Source organism: Aliiroseovarius crassostreae (assembly GCF_049803815.1).
Classification (GTDB): Bacteria; Pseudomonadota; Alphaproteobacteria; order Rhodobacterales; family Rhodobacteraceae; genus Aliiroseovarius; species Aliiroseovarius crassostreae_A.
In genome coordinates this window covers 577,788-603,483 of the sequence record NZ_JBNAGI010000001.1, presented here as the reverse complement: position 1 = coordinate 603,483, position 25,696 = coordinate 577,788, and the positions used below count along the sequence as shown (strand labels likewise).

Genomic DNA, 25,696 nt, shown 5'->3' with positions numbered 1-25,696 from the left:
GGGGCTTAGCGCCACATCACCTTGTCATAAAACCGCGCGAGAAACCGTTTGGCAAACACGTCTTTGGCGGGTTCCAGCCCATGGCGCACCAGCGTCCAATAGAAGTGTTTTTCATAGGGAAAATCCAGCATGGCCAACGTGCCATATTCCAAAGCTTCACGCAGATCCGCCGGGGTCTTGGCGGTCAGTGACGCGTGCCAGTAAGACGACTTGGCGCAGGTCACCACGGGGCATTTCTGCATCAGGGCCTCAAACCCCGGCGCGCCGTTTTGCGTCACAACCAGATCAGAGGCCTCCACCAGGTCATGCACCGACGCCTCCGACAGGCGCACATTCTGATAATCCTGCGTGATCCCCATGATCCGGCGGCGCTCTTCTTTGCCGGCGTCTGGGGCGATCTTCACGTAGACCAGCGCCTGTTTGTCAAATTCGGCGGTGACGCGGATCATGTCCTCGGTCGACAGGTAGTGGCTTTGCACGTCCCAATCCGTCGCGGCCTGACAGAACACCGTGGCCTTCGCCCCTTGCAGGCTGCCATGCATGCGTTCTTCTTGCGCCACCAGCGAGACGTTTTCACGCAGCATGTATCCGGTGACCCCGTTGAAGAAATATGTGGCCCGCTCATCGTCGATGGTGCTTGGGTTGAAATCCCCCAGCCGCATCGAGGATTGCCAGCCACTGCCCAGTTCATCCAGATGCCAGAACCCCCAGATCGGCGCGCGCGACAGATGCAGGATACGTGGCCCAAACCGCGCCTCCGCCCCCATCATGATATGGGCGGCATCCGGATCTTCCAGCACCGTCTCGGCGATGCGGCTGTCCAACCGGACCAATTGCAGGGGCAGGGATTTCGATGCCAGGGCCTTTTCGATCAGGTCAAAGATCGAATGTTCCTTGGCCTCGATGCTGGCGTGCCAGGTCTCATCGGCATGCAAGATCACCCGGCGCGAACCGGTGGCGCGGGCCTGACGGGGGCTGGTCAACGTCTCCATCTAGTTGATCACCTCGCTGTCGCGCACACCCCAGATGTTGGGTTTTACGGTCCAGCCGCGAATGCCGTCGGCCTGCAACCGGCACCAGACAGGCCCGCATTTCTCGACCCGGGCCACAACGCCGGTTTCCAGATAGGCATTGATCTGTGATGTGTCGTCAGCGCGGGAGTAAAGCGGGGTCAGGTCGGTTTCCACAATCACGTGACGTGCGCCCGACAGAAGCGAATAATGCACCCAGCCGCCGACACCATCGCGGTCGCGCACCTGCCGCCAATGGCCAAATTCGCCCACCACCTCCAGCGGCATTCCACGCAGTTTGAACACCCAATCGATACGATGGCGCAGGCTGGGACCCCGGCGCACATTGCCCTCGCCGGTCTTCAGCGACACAAAGCGTGGGATGGGAAGATTGGTGACCTTGCCACGGCGGATCTCTCCTGTCGTGTCACCGGCCAAAGCGGCGCCGAACCCCAGGCTCGATACCACCAAAAGCAAAACAGCAAAAAATCGCATCAGAGTTCTTTTTGTCTATTGCAGCCCCCGTTCTGCGCAATATTATTGCGCATGCGTCACTGTTGCTGCTTGTACCTCACCTCATTTGCAGGCAGTTTGGCAGGGAGACGCGCAAAAGGGAAGTAAAGGGAGTGCCGCAATGGCTGCTGAACGTCTGAGTGTTGTTGTCACGCGACGGTTGCCCGAGGTTGTCGAGACCCGGATGAAAGAGCTTTTTGACGTCAAACTGCGCGACAGCGATGCCCCCATGTCGCGGGCGGAACTGGTTGATGCGATGAAAGGGTGTGACGTGCTGGTGCCGACGATCAATGATCGGATCGACGCCAATATGCTGGCTGGTGCCGGCGAACGCCTGCGGCTGATCGCCAATTACGGGGCGGGTGTGGATCATATTGATGTGGGCACCGCGCGCCAGCGCGGCATTTTGGTGTCCAATACCCCCGGCGTGTCGGCGGATGACACGGCGGATATGACCATTGCGCTGATCCTGGCCGTCACCCGTCGCATCCCCGAAGGCATTCGGGAAATGGACAGCGGCAAATGGGCTGGATGGTCGCCAACCGCGCTTCTGGGCAACCGTATTCAGGGCCGCCGCGTGGGAATCATCGGCATGGGACGCGTTGGTCAGGCCGTGGCAGAACGTGCAAAGGCCTTTGGCATGCAGATCCATTATCATAACCGCAAACGCCTGCACCCGGATATCGAAGGCAGATATGACGCGACCTATTGGGAAAGCCTTGACCAGATGGTGTCGCGTATGGATGTGATTTCGGTCAATTGCCCGCACACGCCGTCGACCTTCCACCTGATGAATGCGCGCCGTCTGAAGCTTTTGAAACCGGACGCGGTGATCGTGAACACCTCGCGCGGCGAAGTGATTGATGAAAACGCGCTGACCCGAATGCTGCGCGTGGGCGAGATTGCCGGGGCGGGACTTGACGTTTACGAGAACGGCGAAGAGATCAACCCGGACCTGCGTGAGCTGCCCAATGTGGTCTCGCTGCCGCATATGGCTTCGGCCACCATCGAAGGACGGCTTGAGATGGGCGAGAAGGTGCTTTTGAACATCAAGACGTTCGAAGATGGTCACCGCCCGCCCGATCAGGTTGTGCCGGGGATGCTGTGACCCTGGGCCGAGCGCGCAAATGAGAAGGGGGCAAACGCCCCCTTTTTTTATCCCGGCAATCCGTTAGAACTGACACATGCTGAGAGTGTTTCAACTGGTGCCGATGTTGGGGTTGGCCTGCCTGCTGGCAGGGGGGTATGGCATTCTACACAATCAGATCAGCTATACGGTCGGGCCGGATTACTTCCACAGTTTCAAGTTTGCCCAGTTCAGGATCCCAGAGTATTTTCCGCCCCGCATCGGGGCCGGGCTGGTCGGATGGTGGGCCAGCTGGTGGATGGGGGTGGTCATCGGCCTGCCGATTGCGCTGCTGTCTTTTGCCATCCCGGATCGGCATGAGGGCTGGCGCGGATTTGTTCAGGTGGCGGTGCTTGTGGTGGGGCTGACCTTTGGGCTGGGGATGCTCAGCCTGCTGGTGGATCCGCCCATGGCCCATATTCCCGTTCCAGCCGAGGCCAGCGATCCCATCGGATTTGGCCGCGCAGCGCTCTTGCATAACACATCCTATCTGGCGGGCGGGATTGGGCTTCTGGTCGGGCTGGTGATCATGGGACGAAAGGTTCGCCATGCGCGCCACGATCTGTAAACCGATACTGCTGATCCTTTGTCTGTTGGCCTTTGTCGCGGGTTGTGCCCGTCCGCTGACCGAAAATGAACGCGACGTGGCGGCGGCCATTTTTGGCGACACGCTCGACCCCGGTCCCGTGCGGGTGCGCATTGGTGTGGGGATAGCCCCGCTGCCCAACCGCGCGCCATCAGATGCCGGACGCCCGCCTGCCTTGCCGCCGCCTGACTGGACGCCCCCAGACAATCTGTGCGAACGCGCTTACCAACCGGGGCGGGGCTGGCAGTTTCCGGCAGGTTTTGTGCTGGGCAACCAGATCTTCCTGGCGCGCAGCTCCTATCGTCCTGACATGTTCGCCGGCTGGCCCGACAGCCTGCCAATGGGGCAGTCGCTTCTGATGGCGCATGAGCTGGTCCATGTCTGGCAACACCAGAACCGCGTCCGCACCGGATTTACCACCCTGCATTCCGCCGCCGAAAGCTTTGGCCCCGATGACCCCTATTTCTGGGCCAACAAAGGCCAGTCGGACTTCCTCTCTTTCAACTTCGAAGCCCAGGCAGCGATTGTCGAAGATTACCTCTGTTACAGCTTCCTTCTGCCAGATCACCCGAAACGCGCGGAACTGGCAGAGCTGATCGGCGTGGCCCTGCCGGTGACTCACAGCCTGGCCCCCTGATCCCTTGCGCGCCTGATCCCTTGTACGGATGGGCTTTCCTCTTGCCGAAAACACCTCGGGGTGAGCGAGCTTGTCTCGCGAGGGGCAGCGCCCCTTTCCCCGGCTGCTCCCCTTCGCGCTGGGGCAATTCCATCCCTCAGCGTCAATTCTTGTCGTTTTCGCGCTTTTTTCGGTCGGGCAGGTTTTGAGATTTCCCCGCAATTCCTCCAAAACTGTGCCAACTGTTTTTCCCAAAGGGAGTCGTCCATGAAAACTCAAGTCAAAGCGCTTGTCGTTGGTGGGGGGGCCGTTGGCACCTCGATCGCCTATCACCTGGCCAAAGCGGGCTGGGATGATGTCATGCTGATCGAGCGTGACGAGCTAACCTCCGGCTCGACCTGGCACGCTGCTGGCCTGCTGCCGCTCTTCAACATGAGCTATGCCACCACCCACATCCACGACTATTCCGTGAAGTTCTACAAGGAACTGGAAGAAGAAACCGGGCTGAATGCCGGTTTTGCCGTGGTGGGCAACCTGCGGATGGCGCAAACCGACGAGCGGATGGACGAATACCAGCTTTACGCCTCGACCGCCGATACCGTGGGCATCAATTATGAGTTTTTGACCCCGGACCAGATCAAGGAACGTTGGCCGCTGATCGAAACCTCGGACCTCAAAGGTGCGCTCTATCACACCGAAGACGGTTACATTAACCCCGCCGACGTGACCCAGGCCATGGCCAAGGGCGCCCGTCAGCGCGGCGTTGAGATCGTGCGCAAGATGCAGGCCGATGACTTCCACTGGAACGGCACCCATTGGGAAGTGACCTGCACCAAGATGGTGGAAAAGGGTGGCAACCTGATCGAAAGCGACGAGAAGGTCGTGATCACCGCCGAACACGTCGTGACCGCCTCGGGCAACCACGCGCAACGCACCGCGAAAATGCTGGGCATCAAGATGCCTGCGATCCCGGTGGAACACACCTTTATTGTCATGGACCAGGACCCCGAGCTGGTGAAATGGCGCGAAGCGGGCAACCCGGAGCACCCGGTTGTGCGCGACGCCGATAACGAAAGCTATGCTCGTGAAGAGCGCGGCGGCTGGATCCTTGGCATCTACGAGCGCGGCGCACCGGCCCGGTTTGAACATGGCGTGCCGGACAGCTTCCGTGCTGACCTGTTCCCGCTCGATCTGGACCGGATCGCCGATCAGTATATGGCAATGGCGGAACGCGTGCCGTCCTGTGCTGAATCTGGCCTGAAAGACGACTTCAACGGCCCGATCTGCTACACCCCCGACGGCAACCCGCTGGTGGGTCCGGCACCGGGTCTGCGCAACATGTGGCTGGCCGAAGGCTTCTCCTTCGGGATCACGGCCGCTGGCGGCACCGGCTATTACCTCGCCCAGATGATGGTCGATGGCGAAGCCGAGATCGACATGGCGTCGCTTGACCCCAAGCGTTACAGCTCGAACTGGATGACCACCGAGTTTGCGGCACGCAAGAACGAAGAATGCTACGAGCATGTCTACATTCTGCACCACCCGGACGAAGAGCGCCCGGCCTGTCGCCCGCTGCGCTGCTCGCCCGCCTATGACCGTCAAAAAGAGCGCGGCGCGCAATTTGGCTGGGTCAACGGCTGGGAACGTCCGAACTATTACGGTCCGCTGGATGCGCCGGAAAACTTCGACGAAGAAAGCCGGTCGTTCCGTCGCGGCGAATGGTGGAAATACGCCGTGGAAGAAGCCAAGGCGATCCGCGAGGGCGTCGGCCTGATCGATGCCACCGCCTTCACCAAACACGTGGTCAAAGGCCCGGGTGCCACCCAGTTCCTCGACTGGTTCACCTGTAACAAGCTGCCGAAAATTGGCCGGATCAACCTGACCTACGCCCTGACCGAGGCCGGCACCACCCGCACCGAATACACCATCGTGCGCAATGGCGAGAACAACTACTATCTCGTCTCCGCCGGGGCCTGGACCGAATATGACGCCGACTTCTTGCGCAAAGCCGCAGAAGATAAAATGGACGAATTCGGTTATATCGAGATCCAGGATGTGACCACGCAGTGGGGCGTTTTTGCCATCGCAGGACCCAAGTCGCGTGACGTGCTGAACGAGATCATCGTGGACGCCGATCCCGCCACCGCGCTGACCAACAAACGTTTCCCCTGGCTTTCGGCCAAGCAGATCGAACTGGGCATGTGCCCGGTGAATGCGATCCGTGTGGCTTACACCGGCGAGCTGGGTTGGGAACTTCACCACCCGATCGAGATGCAGAACTATCTCTTTGATCTGCTTGAGAAAGCGGGTGAGAAACACGGCATGAAGCTGGTGGGGGCACGTGCGCAAAACTGGCTGCGTCAGGAGAAATCTTATCGTGCCTTCGGCACCGAACTGGGCCGCGACGCAACCCCGCTGGAGGCCGACCTGCCGCGCTTTGTCGACCTGGACAAGGATTTCCACGGCAAGGACGCCATGGTCGAGAAGGGCGTGCGCTTCAAATGCTGCACCCTGCTGATCGACGGGCCGGATGATGCGGATCCGTGGGGCCGCGAGGCGCTGTTCCTCGATGGTCAGAAAGTGGGTCGTCTGACGTCGGGCGGCTACTCGGTTGCGTTTGAGAAATCGATCGGCATGGGCTACCTGCCGCCGGAGCTTGCCGTTCCGGGCCAGAAGCTCAAGGTCAAGATCATGGGCAACCTGTGGGATGCGGAAGTCACCGTCGACAGCCCCTATGACCCGAAAAACGAAACCATCCGCAAAAACGCCGACAACGCGTAATTGCCGATAGGTGAAAAAGAAAAGCCCCGGCCTTCAGGTCGGGGCTTTTGCATTTGTGGATAAGGATGCGCTGTCACGCCCCTGTGTCACCCTGCGGCGAACAGCGATTGACCGAAACCCGCGATCAGCTGCGGATCTTTTCCAGAATGTCATCGGCAATGGACCCATCGCCATCTGCATCCAGAAAGGCGGTCAACATGCCAAGGCCACCATTCGAACTGTCAGAGGATCCCGAGTTCAGCAATCCGCCCAACAGATCCATCACACCGCTGGCACCTCCCGAAGATGGCAGCATGGCCGACAGCGCATCATCGGGCATGGTCTTTTGCAACCCGCCCTGCGCCATGGCGGCAAGCGCGGGCAGGAAAGTGGCAACCTGGCTGGCGTCAATCCCGGTGCGTTCTGCGGCCTGTTCGGTCAGTCGATTTGCTCCCTCTGCACCAAGGATCCCATTGAGAAAGTTCTGCCCCTGGGCAAGCCCTGTCTCGGACAAGGCGTGATCGGGTTGGTCGTAATTGCGGGCCTGGTCCAGCCCCTGAAGCGCGCCGACAATACCTGACAGCCCGCCCCCTTCGGCCTGTGCCTTGGTGGCACGCCCGATCACCGGGGCCAACACTGCGGTCAATTCGTCTGCTTTTGACGGGTCTATCCCCGCCTGTTCGGCCAATGTTTTCAGGCCCCGGCCGCCCTGGGCCTGTTGAAGCAATTGCAAAAGGGACATGGGGTCCTCCGGTAAATGTTGTTCCTAAATTTCACCATTCATCGCGGATCCCTTTGGGTGACTTAAGGGGAAAGCTTGCGAAACCATCCCCGTTTTGGGACTGTGGTGGAATTGCGGAAATGTGAAAGGGCATCGGGATGAGCGATCTGATCCAGGGAAGCTGCCACTGTGGCAAGGTCACCTTCGAAGTGAGCCGCCCGGAATTTGCGGTGCGCTGCAATTGCTCGATCTGCCGCAGATATGCCGCCACATGGGCGCATTGCCCGCCGAATAAGGGGCGTATCCTGACCGGGGAAAATCACGTGACCAGCTATTCCTGGGGTGACCACCTGATTGATTTCCATGCCTGCAAAACCTGTGGCTGCGTGACCCATTGGGGGCCAGGTGCCAAAGCAGATCAGGATCGGTTTGCGGTCAATCTGAATATGGCGGACCCCGACGCGCTGGACGGGCTGCGCATCCGCCGCTTTGATGGGGCAGGAAGCTGGGAGTTCCTCGACTGATCAGGCCCCCCGACGCCGGGATCACACCGCGATCAGGTGGTTGTCCCAGGACCAGTCGCCGTCCACCGGGATCAGGGTTTCGGCGCCCTCTGTCCGATGGACCAATCCTGTGTCACTGGTGAAGACCAAACCGCGCCGCGCCCCGGGTGCGGCCCCGGACGCGGTGTCATGATGGGTTGCCCCTTTTGGCGTGCCGTCTGCCTCGAAGTGTAAGATCGCGCCCCCCTTGGGGCCGGTCACGGAAAATCCTCCGGTCATGCGATCCACGGCGATTGACCCCGCGTAGTTTTTCAAAAGCACCTCGTCGGGATGAGCAAGAAGCTCCAGATCCGTGCCCCTCTGATGCCGCGCCACCATCGGCACACGGTCCAGCGGATTGCCCTGCCATTGCAGCGCCACCAGCACCGTGCCGTCGCTGGCAAGCGCGATATGCCGGATCGAGTTCTTATGCATCTCACCGGTTAGTGCCACGCTCTCTTCAATCTGCCCGTCAGCATCCAGATAGGTGAGCATGGGGCGCATATTCGGCAGGTTCAGCTTGGTTCGGGCCATGTCGGGATGGGTCTGGATGCCCCCATTGGCCACAACAAATCCACCATCCGCGCGGCGCAGGATCTCATGCGGGCCGATGCCCCCGGACGGGACCTCTCCGATCCGAGCATAGTGGTTTTCCACGTCCCAGATGCCGATCACGCCGGTCAGCTCGTCATAATCGTTTTCGGTGGTGAACAGCCGTGTTCCATCAGCAGAAAACGCGCCGTGGCCATAGAAATGACGCCCAGGCGGGCATTTGAGGCGCGAAAGCTCGTGGCCAGTGGCGCAGTTCAGAACCACAGCAAACCGGCCGGGACGGCGGGCAAAACACACCGCTTCGGCACGTGTCGGGTGGGTGGCGGCGGCGTGGCCGCGGCCGGGGATCGGGATCTGGAAGGTGACATCGCCTGCCTGCGTCAACCCCACCAGCCAGCTGGATTTGTCGGGGCGATTGGCCGCAGTGATGAAGTCAGGCGCCCCCACCGCTGCCCACGCGGGCGCGCCCGCCAAAGTGCCGGTCATGCCCGCAGCGAGCGTTGTCAGAAATCGTCGTCGTTGCATCATCGTGTCATCTTTCTCTCGGCGCATTGGTTGGGGGGTCAATCCCCGTCGCCTGCGCTGAACCCGGATTGTACCGCCAGTTCGGGCGCGACCTTTTCATCCAACTGCAATTGCAGATAGGTCATCTTGGCCTGCACCCCTTCGATCCGAACCCGCAGCGACAGATCCTCGACCGCGTCTTTCAAGGGCGCATCAATCTTGTCCAGTCGATGTTGTATATCACCGATCACCCCTTCCACCCAAACCCGCGTGTCGGGGGACAGAGCGTCGCCAAACCCCTGCGTGACAATCTGGTCAAGCCCGGAAAGCTGGGCCGCAATGATCTCGTTGGTCAGGCCCGAGCGCCAGGCCTCGGCCCGTTTCGGAAAGGCGCGTTCATAGCTGCCCAAAGGACGGCCCAGCCGATGGTCGCGCATCCGCAGGATGGAAAAGCCAAGCGCGGTAATGATCTGCCGGGTGAATTCTTCGTTGCTTAGGTAAACCGGGTTGTCCGGCCCGGCCGCGCGCACCAGTTCGGCCCAACCCTGATCCGCGAACCAGCCGTCATACAGCGCCGTCGCGGTGGTCGACAGATGGGCGCTGATCCCGGTCAAAAGCGGGCAGGGGGCATCGCTGTCATGGATCAGCCGCTCCAGTGCAGGCAGGCCCTGTGCCGCGGCCGAGTATCGGGCGATCACATCCGGGTTGGCCTGATCTTCGACGGGCAGCTTGCGCAGCTGTGTCAAGGCCCGGCCCACAAAGCCCTTCTTGTCGGGGAAGAAATTCACCGTCAGCGCGGCACCGAGCGTTTCCATCGGCCCAAACTGATAGGCATCCAGCGGGGCCCAGGCCAGCCATGTGGCGCGGAACTCTGCCTTTACCTCGGCAAGATCTCCCTGATCTGCGCAATAGGCCACCGAGGATGCGGCCAATTTGCCCGCGTGGTCACGAAACCCGTCGAACTGGTTCTCCAGAACATCCAACACCCGCTCACGCAGGGCAGCATGATCTGGTTGGGCGGCGTCCTGCGCTGTGCCGGATGATGGCAACAGGCAGGCTGCGGAAAGGGCGATGGCACATAGCTGTTTCATAGGGACCTCAGGAAGGCGATCAGTGCGGCGCGGTCCGGGGCGGGCATATGGCGTACAGCTTCGCGGGCGGGTTCGGCTTCGCCGCCATGCCAGAGTATCGCTTCCAGCAGGCTGCGCGCCCGACCGTCATGCAAATACGCCTCGCGGCCAGAGACCTGTTTTGTCATGCCAATTCCCCATAGCGGCGCCGTGCGCCATTCGGTGCCATCAGCCTGCCATTCCGGGCGATGATCCGCCAGCCCCTCTCCCATGTCATGCAACAACATGTCGCTATAGGGCCAGATCAGTTGGAATGTGCGGGCGGGATCATTCTGCAGCCGATGGGTCACGAATTTTGGCTGGTGGCAGGCGGTGCAACCTGCTGTGTAAAACAGCTCTTTGCCCCGCAGCACGTCCGGCATGTCCAGATCCCGGCGCGCAGGGACAGCCAGATTGGCCGTGTAAAGCGTGATCAGGTCCAGCGCCTGTGGGCCGAGCTCGAAATTGCCCTGTTCGGGCGTGTTTCCATTCCGTTCGGCGCGGCAATCTATCTGCGCTTTGGTGCAGTCGCCCCATGCGGCGGGGAAGAGCGGGTTGGACAGGCCAATATCGCCATTGGCCGCATCGGCCGATTGCTGGCGCACGGTTGGGTTGCCCGCTTTGTGGCCAAAGCGGCCCAGCATCCATTGGTCGTACTCTCGCGACCAAACCCGTTGTGGCGTGCCGGAAATCCCGTCCCCATCGGCATCCTCGGGGTCGGCCAGGGCCAGAATATCCGCCTCGGGAATTGCTTCCAGAAGGCCCAGCCCAATCATCTGCGGGGCGATGCGGGGGGAAGTCATCAGATTATCACCCGCAGCGCCATGGGCCAGGTTGGTGATCTCATAGATCGGCTTGCGCAGCTCCACCACCGTACCATCGCCCATCCCGACCGGCAGGGGTTCGTAACGGACCGCCATCTTCGCCTCAGCCGCGTGGCCGGTGATCGCGCGATCCTGCAGTTGTGCGCCATAAATCGGGTGGGGTTTGAACGGGGCGTTTTCGACCTGACCCGGCACCGACAGGCGCAACATCAGCCCCGGCGTCGGATCTTCCGGCCCTTCGGGTGGTAGGCCGCGCCCGTCCTGAATGTGACAGGCCGAACAGGCGCGGGCATTGTAAAGCGGCCCCAACCCGTCCGATGAAATGGTGGAGGATGGGGCCACCACCCAGAGCTTTTCAAACAGCGCTTCGCCAAGGGTGAAGTCAAGCTTGGTTTCCCCGGTCAGTTTTGGCGAAGGGTGCGAAAAGGGGTGGCGGCCAAATGGCGGGGATTTGGTGCTGGCCCCGCCGGGGTTGGCCTCAAACGGTTCGGCCATCGTGAAATCATCCGTCAACGCCATGACCTTGGCGCGTTTGGCGGCATCGTCTGGGTTGGGTTGGAGGATTGACAGATGCGGTTCCCCAAGCGGGGTCAAGGGCCCTGCAACAGCCAGCATTGGCGCAAAGGCGAGGATCAGCGTGGCGATGCGTGCGGCGTGACGTGGCATGGGACTCTTCCATTTTTCATGGGTCTAGGCCGGATTTCGGAAGAGGTAAAGAAGAAGTCGATTGTTTTTATCAGGTATTAACGTTGAAACTGGAGGTTACCCCTGATCCCCGGATCAAGCGGGCAGTTTTGCGCTCTGGCGTACAAACTTTTCGATCGCGGGGGCCGGAATGGCGCCGGCCTGGCGTTTCACCTCGCGCCCACCCTGAAACAGGATCAACGCCGGAATGCCGCGGATGCCATGTTTCTGCGAGACTTTGGGATGGTCTTCGGTGTTGATCTTCGCCAGACGCGCCTGTGGAGCCAGCGCGCGGGCGGCCTGTTCGAAGGCAGGGGCCATCATTCGGCATGGCCCGCACCATGGCGCCCAGAAATCCACCAATAGCGGCACATCGTCGTTTTTCATGGCTTTGGCCAGCGTCGCCGGGTCCAGGGCACGCACCTTGCCATCGTTCATCTTTGCGCCACAGGTGCCGCATTTCGGCCCCGCGCCCAGCTTGCCTGCGGGCACGCGATTGACTGCGCTACACTCCAGGCAAGTCATTTTCAGAGAATCGGTCATCAGGGCCTCTTAATCACATTCGGTTTAATGCATATGTGGTGCGGTCAACATGGGCTTCAAGGGGCAGGTGGCAATGAAACGCCCCCGCCCCCCAAAAAATGACCCGCACGGGCGGGCCGCGCGGGTAGAAATGATCGTGATGGGATGCCGATCAGCCGCTGATGAAATCCTTGTACCCGGCTTCATCCATATAATCGTCCATCGGCGACATATCCGACACCTTGAGCTTGAAGAACCATGCCTCGCCTTCGGGGTCGTCATTCACCGCACCGGGATTGTCAGCAAGCGCCTCGTTCACTTCGACAATCTCGCCATCCAGCGGCGCGAGGATGTCAGAGGCGGCTTTCACACTTTCGATCACGACGATTTCGTCATCCTTGGACACGGTGTCGCCCTCTTCCGGCAGTTCCACAAAGACCACGTCACCCAGCTGTTCGGCGGCATGTGTGGTGATGCCCACCACCATCAGCCCATCTTCTTCGCGCAGCCATTCATGTTCTTCGGTGTATTTCATCTGGGTCGTCTCCAAGTTTGCCCTTTTCTAATTTGGTAGCGTTGTCGGGGCGGTGTGGCAATCCCTTGCGTTGACGGGCGCGGCGCGGCAGGTTGGCGGGATGAGAGATCCGTTTTTCTTCGGCTATGGCTCGCTGGTGAACCGGCGCACGCATTCGTATGAAAACGCCCAGCCCGCCCGGCTGAGCGGTTGGCGCAGGGCGTGGCGGGCCTCGCCGCTCCGGGCCGTGTGTTACCTGACCGCGGTGCCCGTTGAGGGGGGCGAAATTGATGGCCTTATCGCTTCGGTGCCCGGTGCGGATTGGGACGCGCTTGACCTGCGCGAACGGGCCTATGCACGGGTGCCGCTGAACGGCAATGTGGCGCATCAGGCGGGCGAGGTGGATCTTGCGGTTTACGCCATAGAATCCGGTGCGCATCATGACCCCACGCGCGACAACCCGGTGCTGCTGTCCTACCTCGACGTGGTGGTTCAGGGCTATCTGGACGTGTTTGGCCGGACGGGTGTGGATCATTTCTTTCAGACCACCGATGGCTGGCACGCGCCGATTCGAAATGACCGGGCAGATCCGATCTATCCGCGTGCGCAGGTCACCTCAGACTTGGAAAAGGATCTGGTGGATGGCTGGTTGAAAGACCTAGCGGCGGAAGTTGAATAGCGCCAGTTGGCGGCGTTGCCGGGTAAATTCAGGGGCCACCGTGCAGGTCTCGCGCATCAACATGCGCTGGAACATCACCAGCGCAATCACCGCAAAGACCAGCCCGCCCATGGCCCAGCCGATCATCACCCCCGGCGCGCCCCAAAGCTGCGCGCCAAGGATCACGAAAGGCACGGTGCCCACGGTCTGACGGCCCCAGTTGATCATGGTTGAGCGGAACGGGTGGCCCAGATTGTTGAAGCCCGCATTGGTGACGAAAATCGCCCCGTTGAAAAACCACATCAGCGCCAGCGGACCGCAGAACAGGTAAACCAGTTCGCGCGCGACGCCCTGCGCGTTGAACAGATCCGCAATCGGTGCGCGCAAGGCAAACAGGATCGCCGCGACGACCACCGTGACAATTGCGGTAAAGATCATCCCCTCACGAAAGGCCTGCCGCACACGGTCCAGTTTGCCGGCCCCGTAGTTCTGGCCGATGATCGGACCAATGGCGCCAGAGAGCGCAAAGATCACCCCAAAGGCCACCGGGACCAACCGGCCGGTGATCGCCATGCCGGCCACTGCGTCCTCTCCGAAGCTGGACATCGAGCGGGTCACATAGGCCTGCCCGATGGGGGTGGCAAACTGCGTGAGGATTGCGGGTATGGCGATGGTCATCAGCTCTGGCAGGTCCAGCTGGAATTCGTCTTTTGTAGGTTTGTCCAGCCCGCCATGATATTTGTAAATTGGCCAGATCGACATGATCGCAATGGTGATCCGAGCCGCCACCGACGCCATGGCCGCCCCGGTCAGGTCGAGGTTCAGCCCAAAGATCAGGATCGGGTCGAGCACCGCGTTCACCGCCCCCCCGGCAATGGTCGCCATCATCGCCCGCCGCGCGTCCCCATGGGCACGCAGGATCGCCCCGCCGACCATGGCAATGATCAGGATCGGCAGCGAGGGCAGGATGATCTGCAAATAATGTTCCGCCAGATCCAAAGTGACGCCAGAGGCCCCCATCAACGCCGCAAGAGGCCGAATGTTGAACCAGACGATTGCCGCAAAGGCGGCCCCCAGCACGGCGCCATAAAGCATGGCGGTGGCCGCGCGACGACGGGCCTTGTGCGGGTCGCCTTCGCCCAAAGCGCGCGCCACCAGTGCGCCCGCCGCAATCGACATGCCAATGCCGAAAGACGAGGTGAAGAACAGGATTGCGCCCGCATACCCCACCGCTGCGGCCAGCTCATCACGGCCAAGCCACGAGATAAAAATCATGTCCACGAGGTCGACAAGGAAGATCGCCATGAGGCCGACGGAAGAGGTCAGCGCCATCACCGCGATATGCCGCATCAGGCTGCCGGTCAGAAACTTCGCCTGCGGGGTGTCGCCTGCTTTATCCACATCGCTTGCCATGAGGGCCTCCTGTTCCGCACACCCCAGCTTGCAGGAAAAAAGGACCATGCGCCAGTGGGCGGGATGCACAGGGGATGTGTATTCATGCGGGTTCGATCGCGTGCCTTGACCCTGGCAAAAGAGATCGTCAGGGTCAGGCTTAACAATCGTGTTCAAAAGGAGATCGGCATGTCCTGGCTACCCACCCTCATCACCGCCACCCCGGAAGAAGGGTATGATCTGGCGATCAAACTGTCGCGCATGGCGGTGAAAAAGACCCAGCCCGATGATGATGCGCGCACCCGGATGCGGGTGGATTACGCCACAAACGCCGACAGCCTGACACAGGTATCCGGGGTGGTGGCGACCAATTTCCAGACCGTGGCGCAGGCCAATAACTATTGGCGCGACTGATCTGACATCCAGATGCCGCTACGAAAAAAGCCGCCCGGCTGGGGCGGCTTTTCTGTTTCTGTGAAAGGGTTTAACCCTTTGCGCGGATCACCTGCAGAAGGGGAAGCAGTGCCGACATGTCCGGGCCGTGGCTCATCCCTGTCAGCGCTTTTCTGAGCGGCATGAAAAGCCCGCGCCCCTTGCGGCCCGTGGCGGCTTTCACCTCTTTGGTCCAATTGCCCCAGGTCTCGCCATCAAACGGGCCGTCGGGCAGCAGTGCCAGCGCTTCTGCGACGAACTCTTTGTCTTCCTCGTCGATCACCGGGTCGGCACCGGTTGAACACAGCTCCCACCAGCCGGCCAGATCTTTCAGCACGGTGATGTTTTCCTTTGCCACGTTCCAGAAGGCTTCGCCCTGATCTGCGGGTACGCCCAGCCCGGTCACGGTCTCGGCCACGGCACCGTAAGGCAGCGCAGCCAGATGGCGCGCGGTGAGCGGGAACAGGTCCTGCACGTCAAACTTGGTGGGGGCAGATCCGAAGGTCGACAAGTCAAACCCGTCCGCAATCTCATCCAGGGATGACATCAGCTCGACCGGTTGCGAGGATCCAAGACGCGCCATCAGCGACAGAAGGGCTGCCGGTTCCACGCCCTGTTCGCGTAGATCACGCAGGGCCAGTGTGCCAAGGCGTTTCGACAGGGCTTCGCCCTGCGGGCCTGTCAAAAGCGAATGGTGGGCAAAGCTGGGAACGGTGCCGCCAAGCGCCTGGATGATCTGGATCTGCGTGCCGGTGTTGGTGACGTGGTCGGACCCGCGCACCACATGGGTGATGCCGAAATCCACATCGTCACAGACCGAAGCGAGCGTATAAAGGAACTGCCCGTCGCCGCGAATGAGCACAGGGTCAGACACGGATGCCGCGTCGATTGAAATGTCGCCAAGAATTCCATCCGCCCAGTTGATCCGTTCATGATCCAGCTTGAACCGCCAATGGCCCTGGCCACGCTCCTCGCGCAGCTTGGATTTATCCTCTTCGGACAGGGCCAGCGCCGAGCGGTCATAGACCGGCGGCTTGCCCATATTGAGCTGTTTCTTGCGCTTCAGGTCGAGCTCGGTCGGGGTCTCGAAACACTCATAGAAACGGCCCATGTCGCGCAGTTCTTGCGCGGCGGCCTCGTAGCGTTCCAACCGATCCGATTGCTTTTCCACCCGATCCCAGGTCAGGCCCAGCCATTCCAGATCCTGCATGATCGCGTCAGCATATTCCTGCTTCGACCGTTCCGGGTCGGTGTCATCCAGACGCAGAATGAACTGCCCGCCCGATTTGCGGGCGATGAGGTAGTTGAAAAGCGCGGTGCGCAGGTTGCCCACGTGGATATAGCCGGTGGGCGAGGGGGCGAAACGGGTGGTGGTCATACTCAGTTCTCCTTGGCCCCGACCTGTTTTCACATTGGGCGGGTTTTGTCCACCAGAAGCGTGATTTCGCCGCAGGACGCGCGCGCTTGTCATTGGTCAAGGCGGAGGATCGCAGGCGGGTTAGCGTGGGGGAGGGCAATCAGGCAAAGCGAGAGCGGACATGTTTTTTCTGGCGATGGTGGTGCATCTTCTGGGGGCGGCGGTGTGGACCGGCGGCCATATCGTGCTGGCGACGACGGTGTTGCCACGCGCCTTGAAGGCCCGCGATCCGGGGATTTTGCTGCGGTTTGAGCAAGGCTATGAGCGGGTGGGGATGCCGGCCCTGTTGGCGCAGGTGTTGTCCGGGTTGTGGCTTGCGCATGACCTGGAACCGGATCTGGGGCTGTGGTTCAGTTTTACCGATATGCTGACCACGGGGATTGCGCTGAAACTGATGATCCTGGCGACCACAGCTGGGTTTGCCGTAAATGCGCGGTTTCGGGTGATCCCAACCCTGTCCGCTGAAACCTTGCCGCTGATGGGCTGGCATATTCGGGCTGTGACGCTGTTGTCGGTGCTGTTTGTGTTGGTCGGTGCGTTTTTGCGGACCGGGGGATTTTAGCGGGTTCCTCAAGGGCAGGGGGCGCTTTCGCTTACGCTTAAGCGCGCTGTTGGTGGCTCACTGCGTGAGCCTGAAAGGGGCGCTGCCCCTCGCGGTTTCACCGCTCACCCCGGGATATTTGTAACCAGAAAATAGGGGTCAGTGTGGTTGCACAGGCCAGATCTTGTTGAGGTCGGCAAGGCCCTGGCGGATCAGCTCTTCGAGCACCGACAGATCCACATCGGCGAGTGTGTTGATGTAGAGGCAGGACGCGCCGGTTTTGTGTTTGCCTAGACGGGTGAGGAGCGTGCCGTAATCCTGGTAGCCGGGCATAATGTAAAGCGACAGGGCGGATTTGCGCGGGGAAAACCCGGTGGCGAGGAAATCGCCTTCGCGTCCGGTTTTGTAGCGGTAGTGATACCGACCGAATCCGACAATGGACGGCCCCCACATGACGGGTTTGAAGCCGGTTACGCGTTTGAACAGATCCAGCAGCACCAACCCGTCTTCGCGCCGGCGCGCGGGTTCCACCGCGTTCAGAAAGGCGTCGACCGAGGCATCGGTGGGTTGGGTTTTGGTTTGGGTCATTTTTCGCGGATCCCTTTCAAAACTGCGTGACACCCGCCGAAACCGGGTCTGGATCGAGTATAGTGGCTGCATTCATTTTCGCCAAACCATGACCGAACCGGTCCAACCGGTCCAGTCAGAAGGGAGATTTCCATGCCTCGTATGATCACAGATCTTCGCCCCACCCCGACCTTGTCCCGTCGTCATCTGCTGATGGCGGCGGGTGCCGCGCCTTTTGCCGCGCTGCCTGCTGGTCCGGTGCAGGCCAAGGCACCACAAATCCCGATTGCCACCATCGACCACCGCCGCTTTCAACTGGGAGAGTTCGAAGTGATCACCTTGCTGGCCGGGATGCGCACTGTGGGTGATCCGCAGTCGATTTTTGGCATGAATGTGGGGGCCGAAGAGTTTGCGGCGGCCTCAACGGCGGCGCATATTCCCAGTGATGCCGCGCAGTTTTTCTTTACACCGACGCTGGTCAACACCGGGGCGGAGCTGGTGTTGTTTGACACCGGTCTGAACCCGGAGGGGATTGTCGCGGCAGTGGGGGCGGCGGGCTATGCGCCGGACCAGGTGGACGTGGTGGTGATCACCCACATGCACCCCGACCATATCGGCGGATTGATGGCCGCCGGTGGGGCCACCTTCCCCAATGCGCGTTATGTGACCGGGGCCACGGAATACGACCACTGGGCCAAGGCGGGCAATGAGCGGTTCGATCAGGGTGTCGCCCCTTTGGCCGACCAGATGAGCATGATCAACCCGGGCGACGCAGTTGTTTCGGGCATCGAGGCGGTTGCGGCCTTTGGCCATACGCCCGGCCATATGACCTATCGGCTGGACAGCGGCGGTCAGTCGCTGTTGATTGCGGCGGATTTTGCCAACCATTATGTCTGGTCGCTGGCCCATCCTGATTGGGAAGTTAAGTTCGATATGGACAAGGCGGCGGCCGCGGCCACGCGCCGCGATCTGCTGTCGATGATGGCCGCCGAGAAGATGCCGTTCATCGGCTATCACATGCCCTTCCCGGCGCTTGGATATGTCGAGGAACGTAACGGCGGGTTTCACTATGTCCCGCACAGTTATCAGCTGATCATGGGATAAGCACCGGCCCGGAGTTTTTAAGCGCCGGGCCAGGATTATTTGGTGGTATTGCGGGAGGAGGTGCGCCTTAGCTCATATCCCGCCAGCGGCTCACAATCGGATAGCGGCGATCCAGCCAGAACGCGCCTTTGGTGAGACGGGTGCCCGGTGCGGACTGGAACCGTTTGTATTCGCTGATGTATATCAGGTGCTCCACCTTCTTGACGGTCGCCCGGTCAAATCCTGCAGCAACCAGCTCGGCCACGGATTTTGCTTCATCCACCAGCCCGATCAGGATCGCGTCGAGCACGTCATAGGGCGGCAGGCTGTCCTCGTCCTTCTGGTCGGGGCGCAGTTCGGCAGAGGGCGGTTTGTCGATGATCGAAACGGGGATCACCTCGCCCGCCGGGGCCTTCATCCACGGTCGGTGATTGGCGTTGCGCCAGCGGCATTGTTCAAAGACGCGGGTTTTGTAAAGGTCCTTGATTGGGTTGTAACCGCCTGACATATCACCATAAATCGTCGCATACCCAACGGCGACTTCGGATTTGTTGCCGGTGGTCAAAAGCATCGCCCCGGTCTTGTTCGAGAGCGCCATCAACAAAAGCCCACGCAGGCGGGACTGGATGTTTTCCTCGGTCACGTCGGGTTCTGTCCCCTCAAAAAACGGCGCCAGCGTGTTGGTGATCGCGTCGCGCCCTTCCTTGATCGGCACAAAATCATACTGGCAACCAAGGCGCTGGGCGATGTCCTTGGCGTCATCCAATGACCCTTGCGAGGTGTATTCAGACGGCAGCATCACGCAGCGCACATTTTCCGGTCCCAAAGCATCCGCCGCAATGGTCGCGACAATCGCACTGTCGATCCCGCCAGAGAGGCCCAGCAGCACCTTTTTGAAGCCGGTCTTGCCCATATAGTCGCGCAAACTCTCGACCATGGCGCGGTAATCCTGTTCCCATTCATCGGGCTGAGGGGCAACTTCGCCTGCCGTAATGCGCCACCCATCGTCGGTGTTGGTCAGGTCGATATGGCGGATCTCTTCGTCGAAAACCGCCATGCGCAGGGCAAGCTCGCCACCGGGGTTCAGCGCAAAACTGCCTCCGTCAAACACCTGATCATCCTGACCGCCCACCATGTTGAGGTAAATCAGCGGCAGGCCGGTTTCGACCACGCGTCCGACCATGTGATTAAGCCGCACGTCGTATTTGTTGCGGTAATAGGGCGACCCGTTGGGGATCAACAGGAACTCTGCCCCGCTTTCCGCCAGCGTTTCGCAGACATCATCCGCGTGCCAGGCATCTTCGCAGATCGGTGTGCCAATGCGCAGTGGGCCAATGGAGTAGGGGCCTTGCGGGTTGGCAGAGGTGAAATGGCGCACTTCGTCAAACACGGTTTCATTGGGCAGGCGTTGCTTCAGCACGCGGGCTTTTACCTCGCCACCTTCCAAAACCCACCAGGCGTTAAACAGGTTGCGCCCGTCATGATAGGGCGCGCCAATCCCAATGGCCGGACCATCGGCACAGTCGCGCGCCAGGGCTTCCACGGCCTCCATCGCATCTTGATGAAACTGCGGGCGCATGACCAGGTCCTGGGTCTGATAGCCGGTGATGAAGGCTTCGGGCAGGGCAACCATCTGGCTGCCCGCTTTTTTTGCAGCAGCCCAGGCGGCGCGCGCCTTGTCCGCATTGGCGGCAATTGCCCCCACGGTTGGGTTCAGCTGGGCCAGGGTCAGGCGGAATTTAGGCTGGCGGAACTTCTCACTCATCGCGCGTCTTCTTTGCCGTAAATTGTGTCTTTCGGCACAGATGTAGCAGTATTTCGCCGAAGGGGAAGCCCCGGCAGGGAAAAGCGGCGTAAGTCGGGCGGGGGGGCATTGCCCCGTCATCGGTGCTCCTTTACCATTGCGCGAAACGCACCGGGCACCATCCGGCGCGATCTTGCCTTTCTTTTGAACGGCTTGGGACCATGAAAGGGCTGGGGATGCGGAACCTTCTTTGTGCAACGGCGATGACGGGCGTATTGGCCTTGGCGGCAAACAGTGCCGCTGTGGCGCAGGATGTCGAGGTCAAGCAATACGAAGACGGCGCTGTGTATGAAGGCACCTTCAAGGGCGGGCTGCAACATGGCATGGGCACCTATCGCCTGCCGTCGGGCTATGAATACACGGGCGAATTTGTCGAGGGCGAGATCGTCGGCCAGGGGGTTGCGCGCTTTCCCAACGGATCGGTCTACGAAGGCAATTTTGCAAAGGGCAAGCCGGAAGGGTTTGGCCGCATCACCTTTGCCGATGGTGGCACCTATGAAGGCGATTGGGTGGATGGCAAGATCAACGGATCGGGCCTTGCGATTTATGCCAATGGGGTGAAATACGAAGGCGGCTTTCGCAATGCGCTGCATCACGGCAAGGGGCGGATGGAAAGCCCGAACGGCTATGTTTACGAAGGTGACTGGGTTGTCGGTGTGAAAACCGGGCGTGGTGTCGCGACCTATCCAGACGGGTCGGTTTACGAAGGTGGTATGCGCGATGACGAGCGGGACGGCGAAGGCAAGCTGACCGCAGGCGACGGGATGGTCTACGAAGGCAGTTGGTCCAAGGGGCAGATGCATGGGGTGGGCAAGCTGACCCAGGTCAATGGTGACATCTATGAAGGTCCGTTCAACGCGGGGGCGCGCGAAGGAAAAGGCAAAGTAACCTACGCAAATGGCGACACCTATGAAGGCGATTTTGCTGAGGATAAACGCCATGGCAAAGGCACGTTCACCGGCGCCGATGGCTATAAATACGAAGGCGACTGGCAGGCGGGCGTGATCGAAGGGCAGGGCGTTGTCACCTATCCCGATGGATCTGTTTACCAAGGCCAGTTTCGTGCGGGGTTGGCCGATGGCAAGGGCATGATCCGTTATCCCGACAACAGTTCTTATGACGGGGATTGGGTGGCAGGTGTGATCGAGGGCAAAGGGGTCGCGCGCTATGCCAGCGGTGCCGTTTATGACGGAGAGTTCGTCAACGCGCTCTACGAGGGGACCGGCACGCTGACCACGGCGGATGGTGCCAGTTACACCGGCGAATGGCAGGCTGGCAAACCACAGGGCGAAGGGCAGTCGACGCTCGCGGATGGCAGCACCTACCAGGGCAGCTTCTTCGCGGGCCTGCGTGAAGGCAAAGGCGTTTTGAAAACGCCGGACGGGTTTACCTATGAAGGCGAGTGGCGCGCCGGGAGGTTTCACGGGCAAGGCGTGGCCACCTACGCCAATGGTGATCGCTATGAAGGCGGGTTTGAAGATGGCAAACGCCACGGCAAAGGGGCTGTGATCCGCGCCGATGGCACCCGCGAAGACGGCATCTGGGAAGAAGATTTCCTGCAAGGCAGTGTGCAGCGACCGGAAACACAGCCCCCCGATGCTGCAGCGCAGACAGAAGATCAAACGGCAGCCCCCGCCGCTTCAGATGCAGCTGCGAACTGATCTCAACCAAGATCCGCCTATCCAGCAAACCTCCCGCGCCAGCGCCACGCCCCTTCGGGGCTTGCTCTGGCTTGGGGGTGGCCTCGCTTCGCTCGGCATTTGCGCCGCTGCGCGTCGCGAGTGAGGGGCGCTGCCCCTCGAGCTTCGCTCTCACCCCGGGATATTTATGACCAGGAAATAAAGAAGGGGCGGTTCCTCCTTTTCTGGTTTTCAATATCCTGGGGGAGACCACGCCCGAAGGGTGGGGCGGGGGCAAAGCCCCCATTGCGACACGCAGTGGCGCCCAGATAAAAAGCAGGCTCACAACGTGAGCCACCATGAGCGCGGTGAAGCGAAGCGGACACCGCCCCTGATTCCATTTTTCGCACCTGGAATAGGATGAGATATCCGCTTTCAAACCCTTCTTAGAAAAAAACCCCTTTCCCTTGCGAAAATCTGCCCTATAGTCACCCGCATGGTTACGCAGACACATATTGCCGTTTCGGCTTCTTCCCCGGCGCCCTTCGCGCTGGCTGGTCTTCTGCTGCTATCACGCCTCTGAGCGTGCCATTTCGGCGCGTCCGCTCAGAGGATAAGACTGACCGCGCCCCATATCCCCATCCCGGTTCCAACAGGCCCTGACGCCAATCGTATTTTCACCGCCTTTTCATGGTCGTGAAACTGGTAATTCGCCACAAACCGGGATAATTCACGGGCAACGCCCGCGCATTCATAGGCCAAATCACAGAGATACGCCTATTCAGACGAAGAGACCGAGACCATGACCACATCCGATCACGTATTGATCTTTGACACCACGCTCCGCGATGGCGAGCAATCGCCCGGCGCGACCATGACCCATGACGAAAAGCTCGAGATTGCCGAGATGCTGGACGAGATGGGCGTCGATATCATCGAAGCGGGTTTCCCGATTGCCTCGGAAGGCGATTTCGCCGCCGTGTCCGAGATTGCCCAGCGGTCGAAAAATTCGACCATCTGCGGGCTGTCGCGCGCCAATTTCAAGGATATCGACCGCTGTGCCGAAGCCGTGCGTCAGGCCGCCAAACCGCGCATCCACACTTTTATCGGCACCTCGCCGCTGCACCGTGCGATCCCGAACCTGACCCAAGACGAGATGGCCGATCTGATCCATGAAACCGTCAGCCATGCGCGCAACCTCGTCGATGACGTGCAATGGTCGCCAATGGATGCCACGCGGACCGAGCATGATTACCTGTGCCGTGTGATCGAAATTGCGATCAAGGCGGGGGCCACCACCATCAACATCCCCGACACGGTGGGATACACCGCGCCGCGCGAAAGTGCCGACCTCATTCGCATGTTGATCGAGAAGGTGCCCGGCGCGGATGAGATCATCTTTGCCACCCATTGTCACAACGATCTGGGCATGGCCACCGCGAACTCTTTGGCCGCAGTCGAAGCCGGGGCGCGCCAGATCGAATGCACCATCAACGGGCTGGGCGAGCGCGCGGGCAACACCGCATTGGAAGAGGTGGTCATGGCGATGAAAGTGCGCAATGACATCATGCCCTATTCGACCCAGATCGACACCACCAAGATCATGAACATCTCGCGTCGCGTGGCGCAGGTGTCTGGCTTTTCGGTGCAGTTCAACAAGGCGATCGTCGGTAAGAATGCCTTTGCCCATGAAAGCGGCATTCATCAGGACGGGATGCTGAAGAACCCGGAAAACTTCGAGATTATGCGCCCCGAAGATATCGGCCTTGCTGGCACCTCGCTGCCGCTGGGCAAACATTCGGGCCGGGCGGCGTTGAAGGCAAAGCTGAACGACCTTGGCTTTGACGTGGGTGACAATCAGTTGAAAGACGTGTTTGTGCGTTTCAAAGATCTGGCCGACACCAAGAAAGAGGTGTTTGACGAGGACATTATCGCGCTGATGACCGACGGAACCGATGCGCGGAACGACCGCCTTCAGGTGAAATTCCTGCGTGTGATCTGTGGCACCGAAGCGCCGCAATCGGCCGACCTGACGATGGAGATCGACGGGGTCGACAAGCAGGTCACCGCACAGGGGGACGGCCCGGTGGATGCGACCTTCAACGCGATCAAGATGATGTTCCCGCATGAGGCCAAGCTGAAGCTTTACCAGGTGCACGCCGTGACCGAAGGCACTGACGCGCAGGCCACCGTGACCGTGCGAATGGAAGAGAACGGCAAGATCGTCACCGGCCAGTCGGCGCATACCGATACGGTGGTTGCCTCGGCCAAGGCCTATGTCAATGCGCTCAACAACCTGTTGGTGCGCCGCGAAAAGACCAAACCCGAGGCGGTCTGAGCTTTCGTAGCGAACATTGAAAAACTGCAAGAGCCGCCACGAAAAGGCGGCTCTTTTTTCATGCCAACATCGCAAAAATCCAAGTACCGAAAAGAAGGTGGCGAGAAGCTGCCAAGGCCGGGTCTTTAGGGGTTTCACCAAAGACCCGCGGCGCTTATAACGCTTAGGTCTGCACCCCGGGGGAGTCGCGGACCATTTTGATTTTGCATGAGGGTTGGCATCACATGGCGGGTTTCGCGGGATTGTTTTCATCGGATATGGCCATTGACTTGGGAACGGCGAACACGCTGGTCTATGTCAAAGGCAAAGGCGTCATTTTGAACGAACCCTCGGTGGTCGCCTATCACGTCAAGGATGGCGTGAAAAAAGTGCTGGCGGTGGGCGAAGATGCCAAGCTGATGCTGGGCCGGACCCCCGGTTCGATCGACGCGATCCGCCCGATGCGCGAAGGGGTGATTGCCGATTTTGACAGTGCGGAAGAGATGATCAAACACTTCATCCGCAAGGTCCACAAACGCACCACTTTCTCGAAACCGAAAATCATCGTCTGTGTGCCCCATGGTGCCACCCCGGTGGAAAAACGCGCGATTCGTCAGTCGGTTCTGTCGGCCGGTGCGCGCCGGGCCGGCCTTGTGGCCGAACCGATTGCGGCCGCGATTGGCGCGGGCATGCCGATCACCGACCCGACCGGCAACATGGTTGTGGACATTGGCGGCGGCACCACCGAGGTGGCGGTTCTGTCGCTGGGCGACATCGTCTACGCGCGCTCGGTGCGCGTGGGCGGCGACCGGATGGATGATGCGATCATTTCCTATCTGCGCCGCAACCAGAACATTCTGGTGGGTGAGGCAACCGCCGAACGCATCAAGACCGAGATTGGCACCGCCCGGATGCCCGATGACGGGCGTGGCGCCAGCTTGCAAATCCGCGGCCGCGACCTTCTGAACGGTGTGCCGAAAGAGACCGAGATCAACCAGGCGCAGGTTGCCGAAGCGCTGGCCGAACCGGTGCAGCAGATTTGCGAAGCGGTGATGACCGCGCTGGAGGCCACCCCGCCCGACCTGGCGGCTGATATCGTGGACCGGGGCGTCATGCTGACCGGGGGTGGTGCGCTGCTGGGAGAATTGGATCTGGCCCTGCGCGAACAGACCGGCCTGTCAATTTCCGTGGCGGATGAAAGCCTGAATTGCGTGGCACTTGGCACCGGCAAGGCGCTGGAATTTGAAAAGCAATTGCGCCACGTGATCGACTATGACAGCTGA

Annotated in this window: 24 protein-coding genes; 12 read left to right on the top strand and 12 right to left on the bottom strand. The window is 60.5% G+C overall.

The window, feature by feature from the left end; all coding sequences use genetic code 11:
- Positions 1-5: 5 nt before the first annotated feature.
- Entirely contained in the window at positions 6-992 is a 987-nt protein-coding gene (locus ACP15V_RS02955; protein WP_424942186.1) for a hypothetical protein, read from the bottom strand.
- On the bottom strand, positions 993-1,505 hold the full coding sequence (locus ACP15V_RS02950) for an SH3 domain-containing protein (protein ID WP_424942185.1): 513 nt from the start codon (positions 1,503-1,505) through the stop codon (positions 993-995).
- 139 nt (positions 1,506-1,644) lie between these two features.
- Here ACP15V_RS02950 and ACP15V_RS02945 point away from each other — a divergent pair, with 139 nt between their 5' ends.
- The 4 genes from ACP15V_RS02945 (at position 1,645) to ACP15V_RS02930 (ending at position 6,632) form a co-directional block, all read left to right on the top strand.
- Positions 1,645-2,631 (top strand): 2-hydroxyacid dehydrogenase, encoded by a 987-nt coding sequence (locus ACP15V_RS02945; RefSeq protein ID WP_424942184.1) that lies wholly within the window; start codon positions 1,645-1,647, stop codon positions 2,629-2,631.
- A 76-nt stretch (positions 2,632-2,707) separates the two neighbouring features.
- Positions 2,708-3,217 (top strand): hypothetical protein, encoded by a 510-nt coding sequence (locus ACP15V_RS02940; protein WP_424942183.1) that lies wholly within the window; start codon positions 2,708-2,710, stop codon positions 3,215-3,217.
- Positions 3,198-3,872 carry a hypothetical protein gene (locus tag ACP15V_RS02935; protein WP_424942182.1) on the top strand — a complete coding sequence of 225 codons (675 nt, stop codon included), beginning with the start codon at positions 3,198-3,200 and terminating at the stop codon, positions 3,870-3,872. The genes ACP15V_RS02940 and ACP15V_RS02935 overlap by 20 nt, the downstream gene beginning before the upstream one ends.
- 246 nt (positions 3,873-4,118) lie before the next feature.
- Positions 4,119-6,632, top strand: coding sequence for a GcvT family protein (locus ACP15V_RS02930; protein WP_424942181.1), 2,514 nt, complete (start codon positions 4,119-4,121; stop codon positions 6,630-6,632).
- A 124-nt stretch (positions 6,633-6,756) separates the two neighbouring features.
- Here ACP15V_RS02930 and ACP15V_RS02925 read toward each other — a convergent pair whose 3' ends face one another.
- Entirely contained in the window at positions 6,757-7,353 is a 597-nt protein-coding gene (locus ACP15V_RS02925; protein WP_424942180.1) for a DUF937 domain-containing protein, read from the bottom strand.
- A 137-nt stretch (positions 7,354-7,490) separates the two neighbouring features.
- Here ACP15V_RS02925 and ACP15V_RS02920 point away from each other — a divergent pair, with 137 nt between their 5' ends.
- Complete coding sequence (locus ACP15V_RS02920; protein ID WP_424942179.1) at positions 7,491-7,856, top strand: GFA family protein; 366 nt, start codon at positions 7,491-7,493, stop codon at positions 7,854-7,856.
- Positions 7,857-7,877: 21 nt separating this feature from the next.
- On the opposite strand, the gene ACP15V_RS02915 is transcribed toward ACP15V_RS02920, so the two are convergent.
- From ACP15V_RS02915 to gcvH, 5 genes are all read right to left on the bottom strand, one after another.
- Positions 7,878-8,978 (bottom strand): DUF1513 domain-containing protein, encoded by a 1,101-nt coding sequence (locus ACP15V_RS02915; RefSeq protein ID WP_424942178.1) that lies wholly within the window; start codon positions 8,976-8,978, stop codon positions 7,878-7,880.
- Positions 8,979-8,989: 11 nt separating this feature from the next.
- Positions 8,990-10,021 carry an imelysin family protein gene (locus ACP15V_RS02910; RefSeq protein ID WP_424942177.1) on the bottom strand — a complete coding sequence of 344 codons (1,032 nt, stop codon included), beginning with the start codon at positions 10,019-10,021 and terminating at the stop codon, positions 8,990-8,992.
- A complete protein-coding gene (locus ACP15V_RS02905) occupies positions 10,018-11,529 on the bottom strand; it encodes a di-heme oxidoredictase family protein (protein WP_424942176.1) in 1,512 nt (503 codons plus the stop codon). The genes ACP15V_RS02910 and ACP15V_RS02905 overlap by 4 nt, the downstream gene beginning before the upstream one ends.
- Positions 11,530-11,643: 114 nt before the next feature.
- Positions 11,644-12,090, bottom strand: a complete 447-nt coding sequence (gene trxC / locus ACP15V_RS02900) for a thioredoxin TrxC (RefSeq protein WP_424942175.1) — start codon at positions 12,088-12,090, stop codon at positions 11,644-11,646.
- Positions 12,091-12,241: 151 nt separating this feature from the next.
- Complete coding sequence (gene gcvH / locus ACP15V_RS02895) at positions 12,242-12,604, bottom strand: glycine cleavage system protein GcvH (RefSeq protein ID WP_424942174.1); 363 nt, start codon at positions 12,602-12,604, stop codon at positions 12,242-12,244.
- A 100-nt stretch (positions 12,605-12,704) separates the two neighbouring features.
- Between gcvH and ACP15V_RS02890 the strand changes: the two genes are divergently transcribed.
- The gene (locus ACP15V_RS02890; protein WP_424942173.1) at positions 12,705-13,262 is read left to right on the top strand and encodes a gamma-glutamylcyclotransferase family protein; all 558 of its coding nucleotides are present in this window, start codon (positions 12,705-12,707) and stop codon (positions 13,260-13,262) included.
- Here the strand turns inward: ACP15V_RS02890 and ACP15V_RS02885 are convergent.
- Positions 13,242-14,654 carry an MATE family efflux transporter gene (locus tag ACP15V_RS02885; RefSeq protein ID WP_424942172.1) on the bottom strand — a complete coding sequence of 471 codons (1,413 nt, stop codon included), beginning with the start codon at positions 14,652-14,654 and terminating at the stop codon, positions 13,242-13,244. The genes ACP15V_RS02890 and ACP15V_RS02885 overlap by 21 nt on opposite strands.
- 168 nt (positions 14,655-14,822) lie before the next feature.
- Between ACP15V_RS02885 and ACP15V_RS02880 the strand changes: the two genes are divergently transcribed.
- On the top strand, positions 14,823-15,047 hold the full coding sequence (locus ACP15V_RS02880) for a hexameric tyrosine-coordinated heme protein (RefSeq protein ID WP_424942171.1): 225 nt from the start codon (positions 14,823-14,825) through the stop codon (positions 15,045-15,047).
- 70 nt (positions 15,048-15,117) lie between these two features.
- Here the strand turns inward: ACP15V_RS02880 and gltX are convergent, their stop codons facing one another.
- The gene (gene gltX, locus ACP15V_RS02875; RefSeq protein WP_424942170.1) at positions 15,118-16,443 is read right to left on the bottom strand and encodes a glutamate--tRNA ligase; all 1,326 of its coding nucleotides are present in this window, start codon (positions 16,441-16,443) and stop codon (positions 15,118-15,120) included.
- Positions 16,444-16,603: 160 nt separating this feature from the next.
- On the opposite strand from gltX, the gene ACP15V_RS02870 reads away from it, so the two are divergent.
- Positions 16,604-17,044, top strand: a complete 441-nt coding sequence (locus ACP15V_RS02870) for a hypothetical protein (protein ID WP_424942169.1) — start codon at positions 16,604-16,606, stop codon at positions 17,042-17,044.
- A gap of 138 nt (positions 17,045-17,182) precedes the next feature.
- Here the strand turns inward: ACP15V_RS02870 and ACP15V_RS02865 are convergent, their stop codons facing one another.
- On the bottom strand, positions 17,183-17,611 hold the full coding sequence (locus tag ACP15V_RS02865) for a DUF1801 domain-containing protein (RefSeq protein ID WP_424942168.1): 429 nt from the start codon (positions 17,609-17,611) through the stop codon (positions 17,183-17,185).
- 132 nt (positions 17,612-17,743) lie between these two features.
- On the opposite strand from ACP15V_RS02865, the gene ACP15V_RS02860 reads away from it, so the two are divergent.
- Positions 17,744-18,694, top strand: coding sequence for an MBL fold metallo-hydrolase (locus ACP15V_RS02860; RefSeq protein WP_424942167.1), 951 nt, complete (start codon positions 17,744-17,746; stop codon positions 18,692-18,694).
- A 67-nt stretch (positions 18,695-18,761) separates the two neighbouring features.
- Here the strand turns inward: ACP15V_RS02860 and ACP15V_RS02855 are convergent, their stop codons facing one another.
- On the bottom strand, positions 18,762-20,438 hold the full coding sequence (locus ACP15V_RS02855; protein ID WP_424942166.1) for an NAD+ synthase: 1,677 nt from the start codon (positions 20,436-20,438) through the stop codon (positions 18,762-18,764).
- Positions 20,439-20,653: 215 nt separating this feature from the next.
- Here ACP15V_RS02855 and ACP15V_RS02850 point away from each other — a divergent pair, with 215 nt between their 5' ends.
- From ACP15V_RS02850 to ACP15V_RS02840, 3 genes are all read left to right on the top strand, one after another.
- Positions 20,654-22,138 carry a 2-isopropylmalate synthase gene (locus ACP15V_RS02850; protein WP_424942165.1) on the top strand — a complete coding sequence of 495 codons (1,485 nt, stop codon included), beginning with the start codon at positions 20,654-20,656 and terminating at the stop codon, positions 22,136-22,138.
- A gap of 760 nt (positions 22,139-22,898) precedes the next feature.
- Complete coding sequence (locus tag ACP15V_RS02845; protein WP_424942164.1) at positions 22,899-24,434, top strand: 2-isopropylmalate synthase; 1,536 nt, start codon at positions 22,899-22,901, stop codon at positions 24,432-24,434.
- A gap of 224 nt (positions 24,435-24,658) precedes the next feature.
- On the top strand, positions 24,659-25,696 hold the full coding sequence (locus ACP15V_RS02840) for a rod shape-determining protein (RefSeq protein ID WP_424942163.1): 1,038 nt from the start codon (positions 24,659-24,661) through the stop codon (positions 25,694-25,696).

What these genes read in the sequence shown, in the direction of transcription:
- ACP15V_RS02860 (WP_424942167.1), top strand. Translation starts at nt 17,744, where the DNA reads ATGCCTCGTATGATCACAGATCTTCGCCCCACCCCGACCTTGTCCCGT.
- ACP15V_RS02850 (WP_424942165.1), top strand. Translation starts at nt 20,654, where the DNA reads ATGCGGAACCTTCTTTGTGCAACGGCGATGACGGGCGTATTGGCCTTG.
- ACP15V_RS02890 (WP_424942173.1), top strand. Translation starts at nt 12,705, where the DNA reads ATGAGAGATCCGTTTTTCTTCGGCTATGGCTCGCTGGTGAACCGGCGC.
- ACP15V_RS02865 (WP_424942168.1), bottom strand. Translation starts at nt 17,611, where the DNA reads ATGACCCAAACCAAAACCCAACCCACCGATGCCTCGGTCGACGCCTTT.
- ACP15V_RS02915 (WP_424942178.1), bottom strand. Translation starts at nt 8,978, where the DNA reads ATGCGCCGAGAGAAAGATGACACGATGATGCAACGACGACGATTTCTG.
- trxC (WP_424942175.1), bottom strand. Translation starts at nt 12,090, where the DNA reads ATGACCGATTCTCTGAAAATGACTTGCCTGGAGTGTAGCGCAGTCAAT.
- gltX (WP_424942170.1), bottom strand. Translation starts at nt 16,443, where the DNA reads ATGACCACCACCCGTTTCGCCCCCTCGCCCACCGGCTATATCCACGTG.
- ACP15V_RS02870 (WP_424942169.1), top strand. Translation starts at nt 16,604, where the DNA reads ATGTTTTTTCTGGCGATGGTGGTGCATCTTCTGGGGGCGGCGGTGTGG.
- ACP15V_RS02945 (WP_424942184.1), top strand. Translation starts at nt 1,645, where the DNA reads ATGGCTGCTGAACGTCTGAGTGTTGTTGTCACGCGACGGTTGCCCGAG.
- ACP15V_RS02930 (WP_424942181.1), top strand. Translation starts at nt 4,119, where the DNA reads ATGAAAACTCAAGTCAAAGCGCTTGTCGTTGGTGGGGGGGCCGTTGGC.
- ACP15V_RS02855 (WP_424942166.1), bottom strand. Translation starts at nt 20,438, where the DNA reads ATGAGTGAGAAGTTCCGCCAGCCTAAATTCCGCCTGACCCTGGCCCAG.
- ACP15V_RS02840 (WP_424942163.1), top strand. Translation starts at nt 24,659, where the DNA reads ATGGCGGGTTTCGCGGGATTGTTTTCATCGGATATGGCCATTGACTTG.
- gcvH (WP_424942174.1), bottom strand. Translation starts at nt 12,604, where the DNA reads ATGAAATACACCGAAGAACATGAATGGCTGCGCGAAGAAGATGGGCTG.
- ACP15V_RS02940 (WP_424942183.1), top strand. Translation starts at nt 2,708, where the DNA reads ATGCTGAGAGTGTTTCAACTGGTGCCGATGTTGGGGTTGGCCTGCCTG.
- ACP15V_RS02950 (WP_424942185.1), bottom strand. Translation starts at nt 1,505, where the DNA reads ATGCGATTTTTTGCTGTTTTGCTTTTGGTGGTATCGAGCCTGGGGTTC.
- ACP15V_RS02845 (WP_424942164.1), top strand. Translation starts at nt 22,899, where the DNA reads ATGACCACATCCGATCACGTATTGATCTTTGACACCACGCTCCGCGAT.
- ACP15V_RS02955 (WP_424942186.1), bottom strand. Translation starts at nt 992, where the DNA reads ATGGAGACGTTGACCAGCCCCCGTCAGGCCCGCGCCACCGGTTCGCGC.
- ACP15V_RS02920 (WP_424942179.1), top strand. Translation starts at nt 7,491, where the DNA reads ATGAGCGATCTGATCCAGGGAAGCTGCCACTGTGGCAAGGTCACCTTC.
- ACP15V_RS02910 (WP_424942177.1), bottom strand. Translation starts at nt 10,021, where the DNA reads ATGAAACAGCTATGTGCCATCGCCCTTTCCGCAGCCTGCCTGTTGCCA.
- ACP15V_RS02925 (WP_424942180.1), bottom strand. Translation starts at nt 7,353, where the DNA reads ATGTCCCTTTTGCAATTGCTTCAACAGGCCCAGGGCGGCCGGGGCCTG.
- ACP15V_RS02885 (WP_424942172.1), bottom strand. Translation starts at nt 14,654, where the DNA reads ATGGCAAGCGATGTGGATAAAGCAGGCGACACCCCGCAGGCGAAGTTT.
- ACP15V_RS02935 (WP_424942182.1), top strand. Translation starts at nt 3,198, where the DNA reads ATGCGCGCCACGATCTGTAAACCGATACTGCTGATCCTTTGTCTGTTG.
- ACP15V_RS02905 (WP_424942176.1), bottom strand. Translation starts at nt 11,529, where the DNA reads ATGCCACGTCACGCCGCACGCATCGCCACGCTGATCCTCGCCTTTGCG.
- ACP15V_RS02880 (WP_424942171.1), top strand. Translation starts at nt 14,823, where the DNA reads ATGTCCTGGCTACCCACCCTCATCACCGCCACCCCGGAAGAAGGGTAT.